Origin of the sequence: Azospirillum sp. SYSU D00513 (genome assembly GCF_017356015.1) — a bacterium.
Lineage (GTDB): Bacteria > Pseudomonadota > Alphaproteobacteria > Azospirillales > Azospirillaceae > Azospirillum.
The window spans coordinates 94053-110991 of sequence record NZ_JAFIQV010000003.1 but is presented as its reverse complement, the minus strand read 5'-3'; the positions used below and the strand labels follow the sequence as shown (position 1 = coordinate 110991).

Below are 16939 nucleotides of genomic sequence, written 5' to 3'. Positions count from 1 at the left end.
CGGCCCCGCCCCCTCCGGCCTTTGTGCCGTCACTCCACCACGATGCGCGGGGCGGCGCGCTTCGGGCCCTGGTTGCCGGACACCTTCTCCCAGACGCGGGTCGCGATGTTCCGGTAGACCTTGGCGTGCTCCGATTCGGGCTGCGACACGACGATCGGCTGGCCTTGGTCGGAGGTCTCGCGGATGGCGATGTGCAGCGGAAGCTCGCCCAGGAACTCCATGCCCAGCGTTTCGGCCTCCTTGCGGGCGCCGCCGTGGCTGAAGATGTCGGAGCGGTGGTTGCAGTTGGGGCAGCAGAAATAGCTCATGTTCTCGATGATGCCGAGGACCGGCACGTCCACGCGGCGGAACATGTTCAGCCCCTTGCGGGCGTCGAGGAGCGCTATGTCCTGCGGGGTGGAGACGATCACCGCGCCGGCCAGCGGCACCTGCTGCGCCATGGTCAGCTGGGCGTCGCCGGTGCCCGGCGGCATGTCCACCACCAGCACGTCCAGCTCGCCCCAGTTCACGTCGCGCAGCATCTGCTGGAGCGCGCTCATGACCATGGGCCCGCGCCAGATCATCGGCGTGTCCTCGGCCACCAGGAAGCCCATGGACATCACCTTGATGCCGTAATTCTCCATCGGCTCCAGCCGGCGGCCATCGCTGCTGTTGGGCCGGCCGGAAATGCCGAGCATGCGCGGCATCGAGGGGCCGTAGATGTCGGCGTCGAGCAGACCGACCGACAGGCCGTTGGCCGCCATGGCGAGCGCCAGGTTGCTGGCCGTCGTGGACTTGCCGACGCCGCCCTTGCCCGAGGCCACCGCGACGATGGCCTTCACGCCGGGCACGAGCGCCTTCTGATCGCCCTGGCCGCCGCGCGGCTGCGCGGGCTGTCCGTGGCCGTGATCATGCCCATGATCGTGGCCGTGCGCATGGTCGTGACCGTGGTCGTGCCGGTGCCCCTGCTGCGCTGGCTGGGGGCCGCCGCGATGCGCGGTCAGGACCGCCGTCACCGACAGGACGCCGGGAATCCGGTCCACCGCTTTTTCCGCCGCGTGGCGGATCGGCTCGGCCTGCGCGCCGCGCTTGGGGTCCACTTCGATGGCGAAGGCGACGTTGTTGTCACGGATCGTGAGACCCGAAAGCATGCCGAGGCTGACGATGTCCTTGCCTCGTTCCGGATCCATTACGGACCTGAGAGCGTCAAGGACTTGAGCTTCGCTGACCTGGGCCATGGTTGAAAACTCCGCTGGATTCCCGATATTGGCGGATATCCGCCGGTGGATTCCTCTCCGAAAGGATGGGCACTATAGGGCCGGTGGACAATAATCGTAAAGGTTCCGGGCGGCACCGCGACGGATCCGGACGGTGAGGCAGCGAGCGTGAGAGGGGAACAGTCCTAATGCCGTGGAGCAATCAGGGTGGAGGTGGTGGAGGACCGTGGGGGTCGCCGCCGGGTGGTGGCGGTCAGAATCCCTGGGGACGGCCGCCGGGCGGCGGCGGAAACGGCGGTGGCGGCGGCGGTCCGCAGCCCCCCGACCTCGAGGACATCCTGCGGCGCGGCCAGGACAGCCTGCGGCGGGTGATGCCCGGCGGCATGGGCACCGGGCGCGGAATTGGCATCGTCGCCGCGGTGATCGCCGTGATCTGGCTGGCCAGCGGCATCCACCGCGTCGAGGCGGACGAGCAGGGCGTGGTCCTGCGGTTCGGCCAGTGGGCGCGCACCGAGGAACCGGGCCTGCGCTACCACCTGCCGTCCCCGATCGAGACGGTGCTCCTGCCCAAGGTGACGCGCGTCAACCGGATCGAGGTCGGTTACCGTTCGGGTCCCGAGGGCGCCAGCGGGGCGCGCGACATCACCGACGAATCGCTGATGCTCACGGGTGACGAGAACATCATCGACATCGACTTCACCGTCTTCTGGGTGATCAAGGACGCGGGCGAGTATCTGTTCAAGATCCGCGACCCCGAGGCGACGGTGAAGAAGGCGGCCGAGAGCGCCATGCGCGAGGTCATCGGCCGCACCGACCTGCAGCCGGCCCTGACCGAGGCCCGCCAGCAGATCGAGACCTCCACCCGCCAGCTGCTCCAGGGCATGCTGGACGAATACCAGGCGGGCATCGAGATCACGCAGATCCAGCTCCAGCAGGCGGATCCTCCGCGGCCGGTCATCGATGCCTTCAACGACGTGCAGCGCGCCCGCGCCGACCGCGAACGCGCCCGCAACGAGGCCGAGGCCTACCGCAACGACATCATCCCGCGCGCCCGAGGCGAGGCGGAGCGGCTGATCCAGGAGGCGTCGGCCTACCGCGAGCAGGTCGTCAGCCTGGCGCAGGGTGACGCCGAGCGCTTCACCAAGGTCTACGACGCCTTCCAGCAGTCCAGGGACGTGACGGCCAAGCGCATGTATCTGGAGACGATGGAGGACATACTGCGCGGGTCGCGCAAGATCATCATCGACGGCAACGCGCCGGGCGCCCAGGGCGTGGTGCCCTACCTGCCGCTGAACGACCTCCAGCCGGCGCCGTCCCAGCCCAGGGCGGTGCAGCCGCAGTCCGTGCCCAGCCGGTCGCCGACCGCGCCGGCCCCGGCCCAGACCAGCCAGCGGACCCAGTGAGGAGCCCCGGACCATGAACCGAACTCTTGTCGTCGGCGGCGTCGCCGCCGTCCTGGGCGCCATCATCGCCGCCTCGTCCCTGTTCACCGTGAACGAGGCGCAGCAGGCGCTCCTCCTCCAGTTCGGCGAGCCGGTGCGCGTCATCCAGGAGCCCGGCCTGAAGGCGAAGATCCCCTTCATCCAGGAAGTCCGGATGCTCGACCGGCGCGTCCTCGACCTCGACCCCCCGGTCGAGCAGGTGATCCTGGCCGACCAGAAGCGCCTGGACGTGGACGCCTTCGCCCGCTACCGGATCACCGATCCCCTGCGCTTCTACCAGACGGTGGGAACCGAGGCGATCGCCGAGACGCGGATGAACGCGACGGTCAATTCGGCCCTGCGCCGCGTGCTCGGCAGCGTCACGCTGCTGGCCGTGCTGTCGGACGAGCGGACCCGCGTCATGAACGAGATCCGCACGCAGGTGAACAACGACGCCCAGCGGCTGGGCGTGGAGATCGTCGACGTCCGCATCCGCCGCGCCGACCTGCCGGAGGAAACCAGCCAGGCGATCTTCGCCCGCATGCGCTCGGAACGTGAGCGCGAGGCCTCCGAGGCCCGCGCCCAGGGCCAGGAACAGGCGCAGCAGATCCGCTCCCGCGCCGAGCGCGAGCGCACGGTCATCCTGGCCGAGGCGCAGCGCGACTCGCAGATCCTGCGCGGCGAAGGCGACAATCAGGCCTTGAAGCTGATCGGCTCGGCGACCTCCGCCGACCCGCAGTTCTACAGCTTCTACCGGACGCTGGAGGCCTACCGGAACTCGCTGAACCAGGACGACACCACCCTGGTCCTCTCCCCGACCGGCGAGTTCTTCCGCTACTTCGGCGACATCACCGGCGGCGGAACCGGCGGTGCGGCCAGCGGCCCCGCCGCGGGCCCCGGCACGGCGGCCGCTCCGGCAGCGGCTCCCGCCATGGCGCCGCCGTCGACGCCCTGATCGGCCCGACCGGACGGGAAGCGCCCTTTTCAGCGCCGGAAACGGCGCCGGGAAGGGCGCTTCCTTCCGTTTTGCAGCGCCCGTTCGGCCGTGCGACATATGGACCAAGGCGCCATTTTCCAGCCATACTCGTCACCGCATATTCGGACGATGATCCGGTTTGCGGACAAACCTGTGTTCGGGTCCGGACACCGTTGCTTGAAGCGGCGCGACGCGACGCCTACATCCGCTGTTGAAAACGGGTGTGCATGGCCGCCGCGGCACGCGTTCCGCAGATGACCGGCGGGACGTCCGGCAGGGAGAGTTGAGTTGAATCGTCACCATCGAACCAAGCACGCCGTCCGGGTCGCGGTCGCCGACGATCGTCGCAACCGCCTGGTCTTCTGGGCGGGTGTCCTTCCGCTGATCGCGGCTCTCCTCTGGGGTCTGATGACGGCCGTCAGCAGCCCCGCCGCGGCGCAGTCGCGCCCGGCGCCGACGAGCTTCGCCGACCTCGCCGAAAAGCTCCTGCCCGCGGTGGTCAACATTTCCACCAGCCAGGCGGCTCCGCAGCGTCCGCAGGGCGGCCCGCCGGGCGCCCCCGGCCAGCGGCCCGAGATGCCCCAGTTCCCGCCGGGCTCCCCGTTCGAGGAGTTCTTCAAGGACTTCTTCGACCGCCAGCAGCAGCAGGACCAGCCGCAACGCCGGTCCACCTCGCTCGGCTCCGGCTTCATCATCGACGCGCAGAACGGCTACGTGGTCACCAACAACCACGTCATCCAGGACGCCGACGAGATCACGGTCATCCTCCAGGACGACACCAACATCAAGGCCGAGCTGGTCGGCCGCGACAGCAAGACCGACCTGGCCCTGCTGAAGATCAAGACCAACCACCCGCTCGTCGCCGTTCCCTTCGGCGACAGCGACGCCATGCGCGTCGGCGACTGGGTGCTGGCCATCGGCAACCCGTTCGGCCTCGGCGGCTCGGTGACGGCCGGCATCATCTCGGCCCGCCAGCGCGACATCAACGCCGGCCCCTACGACGACTTCCTGCAGACCGACGCCTCGATCAACCGCGGCAATTCCGGCGGCCCGATGTTCAACCTGAACGGCGAGGTCATCGGCATCAACACGGCGATCTTCTCGCCGACGGGCGGCTCGGTCGGCATCGGCTTCGCCATCCCGGCGAACCTCGCCAAGCAGGTCGTGGCGCAGCTCCGCGACTATGGCAAGACCCGCCGCGGCTGGCTCGGCGTGCGCATCCAGGCGGTGACGCCGGAGATCGCGGAGAGCCTCGGCCTCCAGGCCCACAAGGGCGCGCTCGTCGCCTCGATCACGCCGGACGGCCCGGCCGCGAAGGCGGGCATCCAGGCCGGCGACGTCGTCGCCAAGTTCGACGGCAAGGAGATCGACGAGATGCGCCGCCTGCCGCGCGTCGTCGCCGAGACCCCCATCGACAAGGCCGTCCCCGTCGAAGTGTGGCGCAAGGGCAAGAAGCTCAGCCTCCAGGTGGAGGTGGGCGAGCTGGAAGCGGCCGAGGAATCCGGCCTGCTCGCCAACGTCCCGGAGGCCCCGCAGCCCGCCACCCCGTCCTCGACCGAGGTGCTGGGGCTCAAGCTGACCGGCATCACCCCGGAACTGCGCCAGCGGTTCGAAATCAAGCCGGAACTGAACGGCGTGGTCGTGACCGACGTGCAGGGCGGCTCGACCGCCGGCGAGAAGGGCGTGCGCCCCGGCGACGTCATAATCGAGGTGGGCCAGGAGGCCGTCACCAAGCCGGAGGACGTGAAGTCCCGCATCGACCAGGCCAAGCAGCAGGGCAAGAAGTCCATCCTGCTTCTGGTCGATCGCCAGGGCGACCTGCGCTTCGTGGCCGTGCCGCTTGGTTGACGGGTCCGCCCCGAACCGTCAGAGCACAGGAACAGAAAACGGCGTCGGGGGAGATCCCGGCGCCGTTTTTCCGTCCGTGCGCCGCATACAGACCGTGGAGGCCGGCTGTTCAGCGTCCGGCTTTGTGCTACTTATCCGGCATGGCGACCGTATCTGAAGCGATCCTGCTGGCCTTCGACCTGCAATGCGCCGGGCGCATCGCCGAAGCGGAAACCCTTTACGACCGCGTGCTCGCCGTCGATCCGAAGAACCCGGACGCGCTTCATCTTTCCGGGCTCCTGCTCGGGCAGTCGGGGCGGCTCGACGCCGGATTGGCTCGTCTTTCCCAGGCCGTTCTCCTGCGGCCGGAGTCCGCCGAATTTCACGCCAATCATGGCAAGCTGCTGCTCGCCGCCGGCCGGACCGAAGCCGCTGTCGACGCCTTCCGCAAGGCCGTCGCGCACGGCGCGAAAGCCCTGTCCGGCCAGCTGGCCGAGCTTCTCCGTGACCAGGGACGCCATCATTTGAACGCCGCCAGCCCCGCGAATGCCGCGGCGGCTTTCCGCGAAGCTCTTGCCTTGCAGCCCGATGACGTGGGCGCGCTCTCCGGCCTGGGCGATGCCTGCTACGACCAGGGAGCGTGGGCGGCGGCGGCGGCGGCATACCGGGCCGCGCTGCTTGCCGTTCCGTCATCGCACCGCCTGCACTACAACGCCGGATCGGCACGCCTCAAGGCCGGTTCGATGGCCGAGGCCGCCATGCTCTTCGGGCGCGCCGCCGTGATCGAGCCGGACCATCTCGACACGCGGGAGCACCTCGTCGCGACCCTCTATCATGCCGGCCGGTTTGGCGAGGCAACGCGCGTGGCCAACGATCTTCTCGCCTGGAAGAAGCGGGAGGCAATGAGGGCTCCGCCGGGCCTTAAACTTCTCCGGGCTTCCGCGTCCGCAGGCGGCTCGAAGCGGGTCATTGCCTTCAGCCTGTGGGGACAATCCTCCATCTACACACGGGGAGCGATCGAGAACGCGCGGCTCACGGCGGAATTCTATCCGGGCTGGACCTGCCGCATCTATCATGACGATTCCGTGCCGGAAGCCGTTCTCCAGGAACTCGCCGGATTGAGCGCCGAACTGATCGCCATGGAGGCGGGCAGCGGTCCGTCACAGGGCCTGTACTGGCGCTTTCTCGCTTCCGACGATCCGGCGGTCGGTCTTTTTCTCTGCCGGGACGCCGACTCCCGCCTGAACAGCCGGGAACGGGCGGCGGTGGACGAATGGGTCGCCTCCGGCTTGCCCTTTCACGTCATGCGCGATCACATCATGCACACGGACCTGATATTGGCCGGCATGTGGGGTGGCCGCGCCGGGATGTTGCCACCGTTGGCGCCGTTGGTGCGCGGCGTCGCCTCCCTCGATGGCGGGCGTCTTCAGGACCAGCGTTTCCTCGGGCGGTTCGTCTGGCCGCTGATCGAGGGCCGCTGCCTCGTGCATGACAGCGCGCACGCGCCGCACGGTTGTCCCTTTCCGGAGGTGCCGATCGATGCGCGCTTCGCCTTCACCCATGTGGGCGCTTGCATCAAGGACACTTGAACCTCCTTGAGATCCTTACCGGCGCAGCCGCATGTCGTAATGCGGGATGCCGACATCGTCGTAGAGGTCGCCCTCGCGGCGGAAGCCGAAGGACCCATAGAACTCCTCCAGATAGGCCTGGGCGCCGATCACCACGTCCTGGCCCGGCCAGCGCTCCTCCAGGAAGCGGAGCGCCTCGGCCACCAGGGCGCGGCCATAGCCGTGCCGCCGCAGACCGGGCGCCAGCGCCAGCCGCCCGAAGGCGACGCCGCCCGCGACGAGGTCCGGCCCCAGGCAACGGGCGCAGCCGGCCAGGCCGGGATGGCCCTCCACCCAAAGCCGCAGGTGATGGCTGGCCGGATCCTTGCCGTCGATGTCGGGGTAGGGCGACGCCTGCTCCACCACCAGAACGCTGCTCCGCAGCATCAGCAGTTCGTGGAGGTCCGGCGTGGACAGCTCGGCGAAGGTGGACCACTGGAAACGCATGGGCGGGTGACTCCTAGACGCTCAAGTCTTCGACCCGGAAGCCGAAGCGTTCGGTCAGCGCGCGGGCGACGCGGGCGCGGTGGCAGACATGGGCGTCCGCCTCGTAGCACAGAAGGCAGGCGGGCTTCTCGCGCGCGATGGTGGCCGCGCGCTGCAGGTCGTGCTCCGCCTCCGGCGTCGCCATCTTCGATTCGACGATGTCCCAGAAGCGGTCCATTTCCCCCTGATGCGCGGCGACCCGCCCTTCCTTGGGCGTGCCGAGCCCCTTCAGATGGACGTAGCCGATTCCCGCCTCCTCCAGCCCGGCGGCGAGCTGCCGCTTGGAAAAGCCGGCGCGGCGCGACAGCGGCAGCTCGCGCACGTCCAGAACGACGGCGACACCCCGCTCCCGCAGGGCGGCGAGCACGCCGTCGAGCGACGCGCGTTCGTAGCCGATCGTGAAGACGACCGGCGTGTCCTTCACCGCAGGCTTTTGAGGCGTCGCCCCGTCACTCATCGGACGCCTGGGCGGGAAGGGCGTTGCGGATCATGTAGTCGGCGATGTCCTTCGGCTTGGCCTTGACGTCGGCCAACGGCTCCTCCGACGACATGGCCTTTGCCACCAGCAGGCTGTTCTGCACGTTGACGAGATTGATCCGGAACACACCCGGCGTGCCCTTGAGCTTCGGGTAGTAGGTCGGGTCGATGGCCTTTTCCTTTCGCCCAAGGCGGGCGAAGAGATCCTCCTCCGCGATGCCCTCGGCCTCGCGGGTGGCCACGATCTTCCAGTCCTGCTCCCCGGCCCAACCGGCCGCGACCGCGGCCTTCGCCTCCGCGTCGCCCTCGGCGAGGCCGAGCTTGAAGACGTGCTTGCCCTGTCCGACATCGGACGCCCATTTCGACAACGCGGCGCTGCGCGCCACGTAGATCACGCTCATCGCTATCCTCTCTACGTCCTGAGGTTCTTGGGGAAGGCGGTCTTCCGCGCCGGGGTTGGTCAGGGAAGCGAGGACTGGCGCGCCACCGGCGTGATCATGATCCGCGTGATCACGTCCTTGCCCATCAGCTTCGTGTTGGACTCGTCGATCATGCGGCGCAGGGCGGGCAGATTGGCGATGTTGCCGCGGACGATCCAGCCTTCCCCGACGCCATGGTAGACGGCCGACAGGATCGCGTCGTGCAGCTTGGGCAGCTTGACCTGCACCTCGCCCAGCCGGGTCGCGTCTCCCACCTCCAGCATGACCTCGAACTGGGTGTACCGCTCGATGCGTCCGGCGGCGATCACCGGAACCAGGAGCGGCTTGATCTTCACCGACGGCGGCAGGGGGGCCGGACCTTCCGCCGCCCATGCTGCGGACGGCGCGCTGAGAGCGGCGGTCAGCGCAAGGCCGAACAGACCGGCGGAGGAGATGATGCGCATGGACCGGTACCGGCGAAAAGGAATGGCGTGAACGTCCGCGACTCTACCGGCTCGGCCTCCTCCGTTCAATGGCGGGCAGGCCCAACGGAAAACGGACGCCTCCCCGGCCGGGAAGGCGTCCGTGCTTCGTTTCGGCGAGCCGGTGGCTCGGGCGATCAGGCGGCCTTCTTGCCGCTCACCGCCAGGGCCTTCTTGTTGATGTCGCCGATGGCCAGTTTGTTCAGCTTCTGGTCCGTGCTCTTCTCCTCGTTCAAGGTCTCCTCGAGGAGCTGGGCGACCTTCTCCAGGCCGCAGGCCGTAGCGTAGGCGTGCAGCGTGCCGTAGCTGGCGATCTCGTAATGTTCGATCTTCTGCGCGGCGGCGACGAGGGCGGCGTCCTGGACCTCGGGCTCCAGGCCCATCTCCAGGATCTCGCGGGCCTCGCTGATCAGGCCTTCCATCGCGTCGCAATGCTTGCCGCGGGTGCGGGTGTCCAGTTCCTCGAAGACCTGCTCGAGGCGCTCGATCTGGCCCTTGGTCTCTTCGACATGCTGTTCGAAAGCTTGGCGCAGCGTCTCGGACTGGACCGCCTTGGCAAGCTTCGGCAGCGCCCTCGCGATCTGCTTCTCGGCATGGTAGATGTCGCGCAGATCCTCGATGAGAAGGTCCTGCATCGTCTTGGTCGCCATGTTCTGCTCCGTGCCTTCGTGCGGGTTTGGACTGGTGCCATCCAGAACACGGCAGGCCGGATCGGGTTCCGGGGAAAACGACGGTGCGGCGGGCGGACACGAAAGCTTCACGGTGCCTTTACCGCACCGCCGACAAGATGGGCCGGACCGGCGTTCGGGTACGGCGTGAGGATTGGAGGCGGACATGGCGGATGGCGACGGCGAGGTCCTGATCGAGTACCAGCGGATCGGCAACTACATGAAGGCGATCGCCATCGACCCCAAGACGGGCCGAGAGGTGTCGGTCGCCGGCCCGGCGACCGGCAGCCGCGAGCTGCTGACGCGGACGGCCGTGAACAAGCTGCGCTTCGTCCTGAAGCGCGAGGCGGAGCAGAAGAAGGCGGGCCGCTGAGACGCTCCGGACATTCTCCTGCAACCCTGGCTGGGACAGTTGGCCGCAGGAGGCTGGCGCGAGCGGCGCAAGCTCTGTAAAAGACGCGCTCTGAACGCTTGGAGGCCGCCGTGGCGGCCACAGCCGAGGGGAGATGACGATATGCGTTGCGCGGTTCTGCGGCCGGCCATCCTGGGGCTGGGAATTGGGCTTCTCGGGCTCGGGATGATGGCCGGCACCGCGGCTGCGGCGGGGCCGGCGACGGTTTCCACGCTCTGCGTGAAGCCCGGCGTTCCAATGTGCATGTCGGACAGCACGACCTTCGTCAGCGCGGACCGCATGTCGAGCTGCCAGTCCGAGGTGAAGGACTACATCGACAAGACCATGGCCTATCTGAACTGCCTCAACGCGGAGAACATCTCCACCGGGCAGGAAATGACGCGCAACGTCGAACGCTTCAATTGCCATCTGTCCGGCGGCAAGCAGTGCGGCTGACGGGACCCGATCCGGATCATGATCCGGATCCCGGGAGACGCGCCGCATAAGGAAAGGGCCGGTCCATTGCTGGGCCGGCCCTTTCCTTAAGGCGTCGGCGCCTTCGGCACCGACGTCCCGCGCTCACTCGCCGCGGCTGCGGCCCAGCCCGATTCGCTTCGCGAACTCCGACCGCTGGGCGGCGTAGTTGGGAGCGACCATGGGATAGTCGGCCGGCAGGCCCCAGCGGGCCCGGTACTCGTCCGGCGACATGTTGTAGGTCGACCGAAGATGCCGCTTCAGCATCTTCAGCTTCTTGCCGTCTTCGAGGCAGACGATGTACTCGGGCGTGACCGACTTGCGGATGGGAACGGCGGGCTTCAGCGGCTCCGCCGGCAGGTCGGCGGGCTCGCCGGTCAGGCCGGTCAGGGACGAATAGACGGTGTTGATGACCTCGGGGATCTGCTGGGCTGGCAGCGCGTTCTTGCTGACATACGCCGAAACGATGTCAGCCGTCATCCGCAGCAGCGCATCCTCGGGCAGATCGGAGCGAAGCTGGTCACTCATTGCCTAAATTCCTGGTTAATTCTTTAATTCGATAGCATTCAAGTTGCACACCGTGATTTGTCTGTCAATACGTTTCAGGGGTCCTGGAAAATACTGTTTATTCTGGCGGCAGAACTGACGACAGTGTCACGAACTAGACACGGTTCAAAGCCGGCGCCCTGTTGAGGACCCGAACCTGTCATTAGCGCATATGTAGTGGCGGGAAACAGGAGGGCGCAATGCCGCGCCGCATCGTCATTGCGCGCCGCTACCCTCTATAATCTTGCATAAGCCCTGCTTACTCTGTCGGAGAAAGCAACGAAAAGGCGAGCCGCGCCGGTTGTTTTTCCATCGCATGGCCGGACCGATCCCCGCGCAGGGCACAAATGCCCCGTGCGTTGTGCTTGTCTGGCGATTTCTGCCGATATCTGGTAGTTTCCACGCGACCCGCCGGTCCCCCTTGCCTTCGACCTGGGGCGATCCGGCCCGACATTGCCCGCCAGGAGTTCCGCCCCATGACCGTCCGCACCCTTGCGATCGCCTCCGACCATGCGGGAATCGAAATGAAAGCCCAGCTGAAGACCTGGCTGGGCGGACTCGGCCATGAGGTGATCGATCTCGGCACCAACGGCACGGAATCGGTGGATTACCCGGACTTCGCCGCCGCCATGGCCGCGGCGGTCACCGAGGGCCGGGCCGAGCGCGGCGTCCTGATCTGCGGCACGGGCATCGGCATCAGCATCGCCGCGAACCGCCATCCAGGCGTGCGCGCGGCGCTGGCCCACGACATGACCACGGCGCGCCTGGCGCGCGGGCACAACGACGCCAACGTGCTGGCGCTCGGCGCCCGGGTGATCGGAATCGAGGTCGCCAAGGATTGCGTCGCCGCCTTCCTGGCGACGGAGTTCGAAGGCGGCGAGCGGCACAGCCGCCGCATCGCCAAGATGGGCTGAGACGACAGCGGCCGGTCCGGCGCACCGGGACCGGCAACAAGACACACGACTGACCGAGTGAACGAGGACTGCTTCCCATGACCGCCAGCACCGCCGCCCACCAAGCCGAGATCGGCCGCTTCTTCGCCGCTTCGCTCGCCGAGACGGATCCCGAACTCGCCCGCGCGGTGCGCGACGAACTGGTCCGCCAGCAGGACCAGATCGAGCTGATCGCCTCCGAGAACATCGTCTCCCAGGCGGTGCTGGAAGCCCAGGGCTCGGTCCTGACGAACAAGTACGCCGAAGGCTATCCGGGCCGCCGCTACTACGGCGGCTGCGAGTATGTGGACGTCGCCGAGACGCTGGCGATCGAACGCGCCTGCAAGCTGTTCGGCTGCAGCTTCGCCAACGTCCAGCCGAACTCCGGAAGCCAGGCCAACCAGGCGGTCCTGCTGGCCCTGCTCCAGCCCGGCGACACGGTGCTCGGCATGTCGCTGGCCGCCGGCGGCCACCTGACGCACGGTGCTGCCCCCAACATGTCCGGCAAGTGGTTCAAGGCGGTCCAGTACGGCGTGCGCCGCGACGACCACCTGATCGACTTCGACGAGGTCGAGCGGCTGGCGCGCGAGCACAAGCCGAAGCTCATCATCGCCGGCGGCTCGGCCTACCCGCGCGTGCTCGACTACCAGCGCTTCCGCGCCATCGCCGACGAGGTCGGGGCGATCTTCATGGTGGACATGGCCCACTACGCCGGCCTGATCGCCGCGGGCGTGTACCCGAACCCCTTCCCCTACGCGGACGTGGCGACCACCACCACCCACAAGACCCTGCGTGGCCCGCGCGGCGGCATGGTGCTGACCAACAGCGAGGAGATCGCCAAGAAGATCAACTCGGCGGTCTTCCCGGGCCTTCAGGGCGGCCCGCTGATGCACGTCATCGCCGGCAAGGCGGTTGCCTTCGCCGAGGCGCTGCGCCCCGAGTTCAAGGTCTACGCCCAGGCGGTGGTCGACAACGCCCAGGCGCTCGCCCGCGTGCTGGTGGCGGGCGGCCTCGACATCGTTTCGGGCGGCACCGACAGCCACATCGTGCTGGTGGACCTGCGCCCGAAGAACCTCACCGGCAAGGCCGCCGAGGCGAGCCTGGAGCATGCCGGCATGACCTGCAACAAGAACGGCGTGCCCTTCGACCCGCAAAAGCCGATGATCACCTCCGGCGTCCGTCTGGGCAGCCCGGCGGCGACCACCCGCGGCTTCGGCGTGGCCGAGTTCGAGGAGGTCGGCCGCATGATCGTGGAGACGCTGGACGGTCTCGCCGCCAGCAACTCGGGCGACAACGCGGCGGTGGAGCAGGCCGTGCGCGGCCGCGTGCGGGAACTGTGCCGCCGCTTCCCCATCTACCCGACGCTCTGAGCCCTCGCGGCCCAGCCTGAGAGAGGCCCGACATGCGCTGCCCGTTCTGCGGAAACGAGGACACCCAGGTCAAGGATTCGCGCCCGACCGAGGACAACTCGGCGATCCGCCGCCGGCGCTTCTGCCCCGGCTGCGCCGCGCGCTTCACCACCTTCGAACGCGTCCAGCTGCGCGAGCTGACGGTGGTGAAGAGCAGCGGGCAGCGCGAGCCCTTCGACCGCGAAAAGCTCCTGCGCTCCATGCGCATCGCGCTGCGCAAGCGCCCGGTCGATGCCGACCGCATCGACCGGGTGGTCAACAGCCTCGTGCGCCAGCTCGAATCCTCGGGCGAGAACGACATCCCGTCCAAGCAGATCGGCGAGATGATCATGGACGCGCTGAAGGAACTCGACCCGGTCGCCTACATCCGCTACGCCTCGGTCTACAAGGACTTCCGCGAAGCCTCCGACTTCAACGAGTTTGTCGGCCAGCTCGCCCCGGAGTCACAGCCGGGGTGAGGCGGGCCGCGAAAGTCAGCAGGAATATCCCCTCCCCTCTCCGGGGAGAGGGCTAGGGTGAGGGTGCAAGCTTAGGCAAAGGAGCCGATTGCTCCTTTGCGGCGTCCGAAGGACGCCAGCCCTCACCTTCCCAAGCCTGGCGGCTTGGGCCCCTTCCTCTCCCCGGAGGGGAGAGGGAATGCGGCCGTCAGAATGGCATCCACACGCCGGGAGCCCGCCGATGTCCATCCATCCGGTCCAGCCCGACGACCTGCACCACATGCGCGCGGCGCTGTCGCTGGCGGCGCGGGGGCTCGGCACGACCTGGCCGAATCCGGCGGTCGGCTGCGTGATCGTTCGTGACGGCGCCGTCGTCGGGCGCGGCTGGACGCAGCCCGGCGGGCGGCCGCACGCGGAGACGGAGGCGCTGGCCCGCGCGGGCGATTCGGCGCGTGGCGCCACGGCTTACGTGACGCTGGAACCCTGCAATCACCATGGCAAGACCCCGCCCTGCAGCGAGGCGCTGATCGCGGCGGGTGTCCGCCGGGTGGTCGTCGCCTGCCAGGATCCCGATCCGCGCGTGGCCGGCGGCGGACTGCGCCGCCTGAAGGAGGCCGGTCTGGAGGTTGTGGTGGGCGTCTGCGCGGCCGAGGCGCTCGCCCTCAACCGAGGCTTCTTCAGCCGGATAAGCGAGGACCGCCCGCTCTACACGCTGAAGCTCGCGACCACGCTCGACGGGCGTATCGCGACGCGGACCGGCGCCTCGCAATGGATCACCGGCCCGACGGCGCGCGCCTGGGGCCACGGGCTGCGCGCGCGGCACGACGCCATCATGGTGGGCATCGGCACGGCGCTGGCCGACGATCCGGAGCTGACCTGCCGGCTGCCCGGCCTGGAACACCGCTCCCCCGTCCGCATCGTCGTGGACAGCCGCCTGCGGCTGCCGCTGAACAGCCGGCTCGCCAAGGGCGCGCGCGACGTGCCGACCTGGATCGTCGCGCGCGAGGACGCCGACGCCGCCCGGCTCCAGGCCTTCGCCGACTGCGGGGCGGAGGTCATTCCGGTTCCGGCCGACGCCGCCGGCCTGCCGGACCTCGCCGCCGCAGGGGCCGCACTGGCCGGGCGCGGGCTGACGCGGGTGCTGGTGGAGGGCGGCGCGACGCTCGCCGCCTCGCTGCTGCGGGCGGGGCTGGTGGACCGGCTGGAATGGTTCCGCGCCGCTTCGGTCATCGGCGGCGACGGCACGGCGGCGGTGGCCGGCTTCGGGCTCGACCGGCTCGATGGAATGCCCGGTTTCGAACGGGTTTCCGTGCGGCACGCGGGCGCTGATCTCGCGGAGAGCTACGTGCGGCAGGCCGTCCCTCCGGCTTGAGCGCCGCCGCGCAACAGTCCGTTGCGCGGCCCGGGGGCGCATGCTCCTTCCCACCGGCGCAAAACCTGCTAAATTCCCGCGCCATGTTCACCGGAATCATCACCGACATCGGGCGCGTGCGTGCCGTCGAGCGGCAGGGCGACACCCGCTTCACCATCGAGACCGCCTTCGACATGGAGGAGGTGGCCATCGGCGCGTCCATCGCCCACAACGGCTGCTGCCTGACGGTGGTCGAGAAGGGGACGGGCTGGTTCGACGTGCAGGTCTCCGCCGAGACGCTGTCGAAGACCACGCTCGGCGGCTGGGCCGAGGGCACGCGCATCAACCTGGAGCGCTCGCTGAAGCTCGGCGACGAGCTGGGCGGCCATCTCGTCTACGGCCATGTGGACGGGGTGGCGGCGGTGGCGGAGGTCCGGCCGGAAGGCGACTCGCTGCGCATCACCTTCCAGGCGCCGGCGGAACTCGCCCGCTACGTCGCCTCGAAGGGGTCGGTGGCGCTGGACGGCGTGTCCCTGACGGTGAACGAGGTGGAAGGCGACCGCTTTGGCGTGAACCTCATCCCGCACACCCAGACGGCGACCACCTTCGGCGCGCTGAAGGCGGGCGACCGGGTGAACATGGAAGTCGACATGCTCGCGCGCTACGTCGCGCGTCTGGTGGGTAGGGAATGAGCTCCGAGTTTCACGAATTCCTGTCCTCGGCCGAGGAAATCCTCGAAGAGGCGCGGCAGGGCCGCATGTTCATCCTGGTCGACGACGAGGACCGGGAGAATGAGGGCGACCTCGTCATTCCGGCCGAATGCGCGACGCCGGAGGCGATCAACTTCATGGCGAAGTTCGGGCGCGGCCTGATCTGCCTCGCCATGGACCGCGAGCACATCGAGCGGCTGCGCCTGCCGCTGATGGCGCAGCAGAACGGCACCCGCCACCAGACCGCCTTCACCGTCTCCATCGAGGCGCGCGAGGGGGTCTCCACCGGGATCTCGGCCGCCGACCGCGCCCGCACCATCCAGGTCGCCATCGACCCCGAGGCGGGACCGGACGCGATCACCACCCCGGGCCACGTCTTCCCGCTGCTCGCCCGCGAGGGCGGCGTGCTCGTGCGCGCCGGCCACACCGAGGCGTCCGTGGACATCGCCCGCCTGGCGGGCAAGACCGGCGCCGGCGTGATCTGCGAGATCATGAACGACGACGGCAGCATGGCCCGCCTGCCGGACCTCGTGAAGTTCGCCCAGTTCCACGGTCTGAAGGTCGGCACCATCGCCGACCTGATCGCCCACCGCCGCCGCACCGAGACGATCGTCGAGCAGCGCCTGGCCGCCGGGCTGGACAGCCGCTACGGCGGGCGCTTCCAGATGTACGTCTACGTCAACAAGATCGCCTACGCGGAGCACATCGCGCTGGTGCGGGGCGACATCTCCGGCGATGAACCGGTGCTGGTCCGCATGCACGCGCTCTCCGTGCTGGAGGATGTGCTGGGCGACCGCAGCGGAGCGCGCGACGGGGAGCTTCAGGCTTCCATGGACCTGATCGCCAGGGAAGGGCGGGGCGTCATCGTGCTTCTGCGCGAACCGATGGCGAACGGCCTGTCCGCGACGCTGAAGGCGCGCATCGACGGCCATGCCGGGCCGGGCGAACTGCGCGACTACGGCATCGGCGCGCAGATCCTGCTGGATCTCGGCGTGCGCAAGATGATCCTGCTGACCAACCGCAACAAGGCGATCGTCGGGCTGGAGGGCTATGGCCTGACGGTCATGGGCCGCCGCCCGATCCCCCTTCCGGGCCGGGCCGACACCGCAACCGAGACCGGGAAGAACTGA

General features: G+C 68.7%; 19 protein-coding genes. 12 read left to right on the top strand and 7 right to left on the bottom strand.

Going from position 1 to position 16939, the window contains the following annotated elements:
* Positions 1 to 29 precede the first annotated feature (29 nt).
* On the bottom strand, positions 30 to 1217 hold the full coding sequence (apbC, locus tag JUB11_RS03460) for an iron-sulfur cluster carrier protein ApbC (protein WP_207456182.1): 1188 nt from the start codon (positions 1215 to 1217) through the stop codon (positions 30 to 32).
* 167 nt (positions 1218 to 1384) lie between these two features.
* Here apbC and hflK point away from each other — a divergent pair, with 167 nt between their 5' ends.
* The 4 genes from hflK to JUB11_RS03440 all read left to right on the top strand — a co-directional run bounded on the left by hflK (position 1385) and on the right by JUB11_RS03440 (position 7009).
* Positions 1385 to 2599, top strand: a complete 1215-nt coding sequence (gene hflK, locus JUB11_RS03455; protein ID WP_207456181.1) for an FtsH protease activity modulator HflK — start codon at positions 1385 to 1387, stop codon at positions 2597 to 2599.
* Positions 2600 to 2612: 13 nt separating this feature from the next.
* The gene (hflC, locus tag JUB11_RS03450; protein WP_207456180.1) at positions 2613 to 3572 is read left to right on the top strand and encodes a protease modulator HflC; all 960 of its coding nucleotides are present in this window, start codon (positions 2613 to 2615) and stop codon (positions 3570 to 3572) included.
* 429 nt (positions 3573 to 4001) lie between these two features.
* Positions 4002 to 5441, top strand: a complete 1440-nt coding sequence (locus tag JUB11_RS03445) for a DegQ family serine endoprotease (protein WP_207456387.1) — start codon at positions 4002 to 4004, stop codon at positions 5439 to 5441.
* Positions 5438 to 7009, top strand: coding sequence for a tetratricopeptide repeat protein (locus JUB11_RS03440; protein WP_207456179.1), 1572 nt, complete (start codon positions 5438 to 5440; stop codon positions 7007 to 7009). The genes JUB11_RS03445 and JUB11_RS03440 overlap by 4 nt, the downstream gene beginning before the upstream one ends.
* 15 nt (positions 7010 to 7024) lie before the next feature.
* Here JUB11_RS03440 and JUB11_RS03435 read toward each other — a convergent pair whose 3' ends face one another.
* From JUB11_RS03435 to JUB11_RS03415, 5 genes are all read right to left on the bottom strand, one after another.
* Complete coding sequence (locus JUB11_RS03435) at positions 7025 to 7474, bottom strand: GNAT family N-acetyltransferase (protein WP_207456178.1); 450 nt, start codon at positions 7472 to 7474, stop codon at positions 7025 to 7027.
* Between the two features lie 13 nt (positions 7475 to 7487).
* On the bottom strand, positions 7488 to 7937 hold the full coding sequence (locus JUB11_RS03430) for a DUF488 domain-containing protein (RefSeq protein ID WP_348771345.1): 450 nt from the start codon (positions 7935 to 7937) through the stop codon (positions 7488 to 7490).
* 25 nt (positions 7938 to 7962) lie between these two features.
* Entirely contained in the window at positions 7963 to 8391 is a 429-nt protein-coding gene (locus JUB11_RS03425) for a hypothetical protein (protein ID WP_207456175.1), read from the bottom strand.
* A 59-nt stretch (positions 8392 to 8450) separates the two neighbouring features.
* Positions 8451 to 8873 carry a hypothetical protein gene (locus JUB11_RS03420; protein WP_207456173.1) on the bottom strand — a complete coding sequence of 141 codons (423 nt, stop codon included), beginning with the start codon at positions 8871 to 8873 and terminating at the stop codon, positions 8451 to 8453.
* Between the two features lie 155 nt (positions 8874 to 9028).
* Positions 9029 to 9541 carry a ferritin-like domain-containing protein gene (locus tag JUB11_RS03415; protein ID WP_207456172.1) on the bottom strand — a complete coding sequence of 171 codons (513 nt, stop codon included), beginning with the start codon at positions 9539 to 9541 and terminating at the stop codon, positions 9029 to 9031.
* Between the two features lie 184 nt (positions 9542 to 9725).
* On the opposite strand from JUB11_RS03415, the gene JUB11_RS03410 reads away from it, so the two are divergent.
* On the top strand, positions 9726 to 9932 hold the full coding sequence (locus tag JUB11_RS03410) for a hypothetical protein (RefSeq protein ID WP_207456171.1): 207 nt from the start codon (positions 9726 to 9728) through the stop codon (positions 9930 to 9932).
* Between the two features lie 141 nt (positions 9933 to 10073).
* On the top strand, positions 10074 to 10406 hold the full coding sequence (locus JUB11_RS03405; protein ID WP_207456170.1) for a hypothetical protein: 333 nt from the start codon (positions 10074 to 10076) through the stop codon (positions 10404 to 10406).
* 123 nt (positions 10407 to 10529) lie between these two features.
* Here the strand turns inward: JUB11_RS03405 and JUB11_RS03400 are convergent, their stop codons facing one another.
* Positions 10530 to 10952, bottom strand: coding sequence for a MucR family transcriptional regulator (locus JUB11_RS03400; RefSeq protein WP_207456169.1), 423 nt, complete (start codon positions 10950 to 10952; stop codon positions 10530 to 10532).
* Positions 10953 to 11446: 494 nt separating this feature from the next.
* On the opposite strand from JUB11_RS03400, the gene rpiB reads away from it, so the two are divergent.
* The 6 genes from rpiB (at position 11447) to ribB (ending at position 16939) form a co-directional block, all read left to right on the top strand.
* The gene (gene rpiB / locus JUB11_RS03395; protein ID WP_207456168.1) at positions 11447 to 11884 is read left to right on the top strand and encodes a ribose 5-phosphate isomerase B; all 438 of its coding nucleotides are present in this window, start codon (positions 11447 to 11449) and stop codon (positions 11882 to 11884) included.
* A 77-nt stretch (positions 11885 to 11961) separates the two neighbouring features.
* A complete protein-coding gene (gene glyA, locus JUB11_RS03390) occupies positions 11962 to 13272 on the top strand; it encodes a serine hydroxymethyltransferase (RefSeq protein ID WP_207456167.1) in 1311 nt (436 codons plus the stop codon).
* Between the two features lie 32 nt (positions 13273 to 13304).
* Complete coding sequence (nrdR, locus tag JUB11_RS03385; protein WP_207456164.1) at positions 13305 to 13769, top strand: transcriptional regulator NrdR; 465 nt, start codon at positions 13305 to 13307, stop codon at positions 13767 to 13769.
* Positions 13770 to 13989: 220 nt separating this feature from the next.
* Positions 13990 to 15120, top strand: coding sequence for a bifunctional diaminohydroxyphosphoribosylaminopyrimidine deaminase/5-amino-6-(5-phosphoribosylamino)uracil reductase RibD (gene ribD, locus JUB11_RS03380; RefSeq protein WP_247886810.1), 1131 nt, complete (start codon positions 13990 to 13992; stop codon positions 15118 to 15120).
* An 83-nt stretch (positions 15121 to 15203) separates the two neighbouring features.
* Positions 15204 to 15791 (top strand): riboflavin synthase, encoded by a 588-nt coding sequence (locus tag JUB11_RS03375; protein WP_207456162.1) that lies wholly within the window; start codon positions 15204 to 15206, stop codon positions 15789 to 15791.
* Positions 15788 to 16939: a 3,4-dihydroxy-2-butanone-4-phosphate synthase gene (gene ribB / locus JUB11_RS03370; RefSeq protein ID WP_207456160.1), complete on the top strand. Its 1152-nt coding sequence runs from the start codon at positions 15788 to 15790 to the stop codon at positions 16937 to 16939. Before JUB11_RS03375 ends, ribB begins: the two co-directional genes overlap by 4 nt.

Coding starts and splice junctions, on each gene's coding strand:
- rpiB (WP_207456168.1), top strand. CDS start 11,447: ATGACCGTCCGCACCCTTGCGATCGCCTCCGACCATGCGGGAATCGAA.
- JUB11_RS03420 (WP_207456173.1), bottom strand. CDS start 8,873: ATGCGCATCATCTCCTCCGCCGGTCTGTTCGGCCTTGCGCTGACCGCC.
- glyA (WP_207456167.1), top strand. CDS start 11,962: ATGACCGCCAGCACCGCCGCCCACCAAGCCGAGATCGGCCGCTTCTTC.
- JUB11_RS03435 (WP_207456178.1), bottom strand. CDS start 7,474: ATGCGTTTCCAGTGGTCCACCTTCGCCGAGCTGTCCACGCCGGACCTC.
- hflK (WP_207456181.1), top strand. CDS start 1,385: ATGCCGTGGAGCAATCAGGGTGGAGGTGGTGGAGGACCGTGGGGGTCG.
- nrdR (WP_207456164.1), top strand. CDS start 13,305: ATGCGCTGCCCGTTCTGCGGAAACGAGGACACCCAGGTCAAGGATTCG.
- JUB11_RS03415 (WP_207456172.1), bottom strand. CDS start 9,541: ATGGCGACCAAGACGATGCAGGACCTTCTCATCGAGGATCTGCGCGAC.
- JUB11_RS03425 (WP_207456175.1), bottom strand. CDS start 8,391: ATGAGCGTGATCTACGTGGCGCGCAGCGCCGCGTTGTCGAAATGGGCG.
- JUB11_RS03375 (WP_207456162.1), top strand. CDS start 15,204: ATGTTCACCGGAATCATCACCGACATCGGGCGCGTGCGTGCCGTCGAG.
- JUB11_RS03445 (WP_207456387.1), top strand. CDS start 4,002: ATGACGGCCGTCAGCAGCCCCGCCGCGGCGCAGTCGCGCCCGGCGCCG.
- ribB (WP_207456160.1), top strand. CDS start 15,788: ATGAGCTCCGAGTTTCACGAATTCCTGTCCTCGGCCGAGGAAATCCTC.
- JUB11_RS03405 (WP_207456170.1), top strand. CDS start 10,074: ATGCGTTGCGCGGTTCTGCGGCCGGCCATCCTGGGGCTGGGAATTGGG.
- JUB11_RS03400 (WP_207456169.1), bottom strand. CDS start 10,952: ATGAGTGACCAGCTTCGCTCCGATCTGCCCGAGGATGCGCTGCTGCGG.
- hflC (WP_207456180.1), top strand. CDS start 2,613: ATGAACCGAACTCTTGTCGTCGGCGGCGTCGCCGCCGTCCTGGGCGCC.
- ribD (WP_247886810.1), top strand. CDS start 13,990: ATGTCCATCCATCCGGTCCAGCCCGACGACCTGCACCACATGCGCGCG.
- apbC (WP_207456182.1), bottom strand. CDS start 1,217: ATGGCCCAGGTCAGCGAAGCTCAAGTCCTTGACGCTCTCAGGTCCGTA.
- JUB11_RS03410 (WP_207456171.1), top strand. CDS start 9,726: ATGGCGGATGGCGACGGCGAGGTCCTGATCGAGTACCAGCGGATCGGC.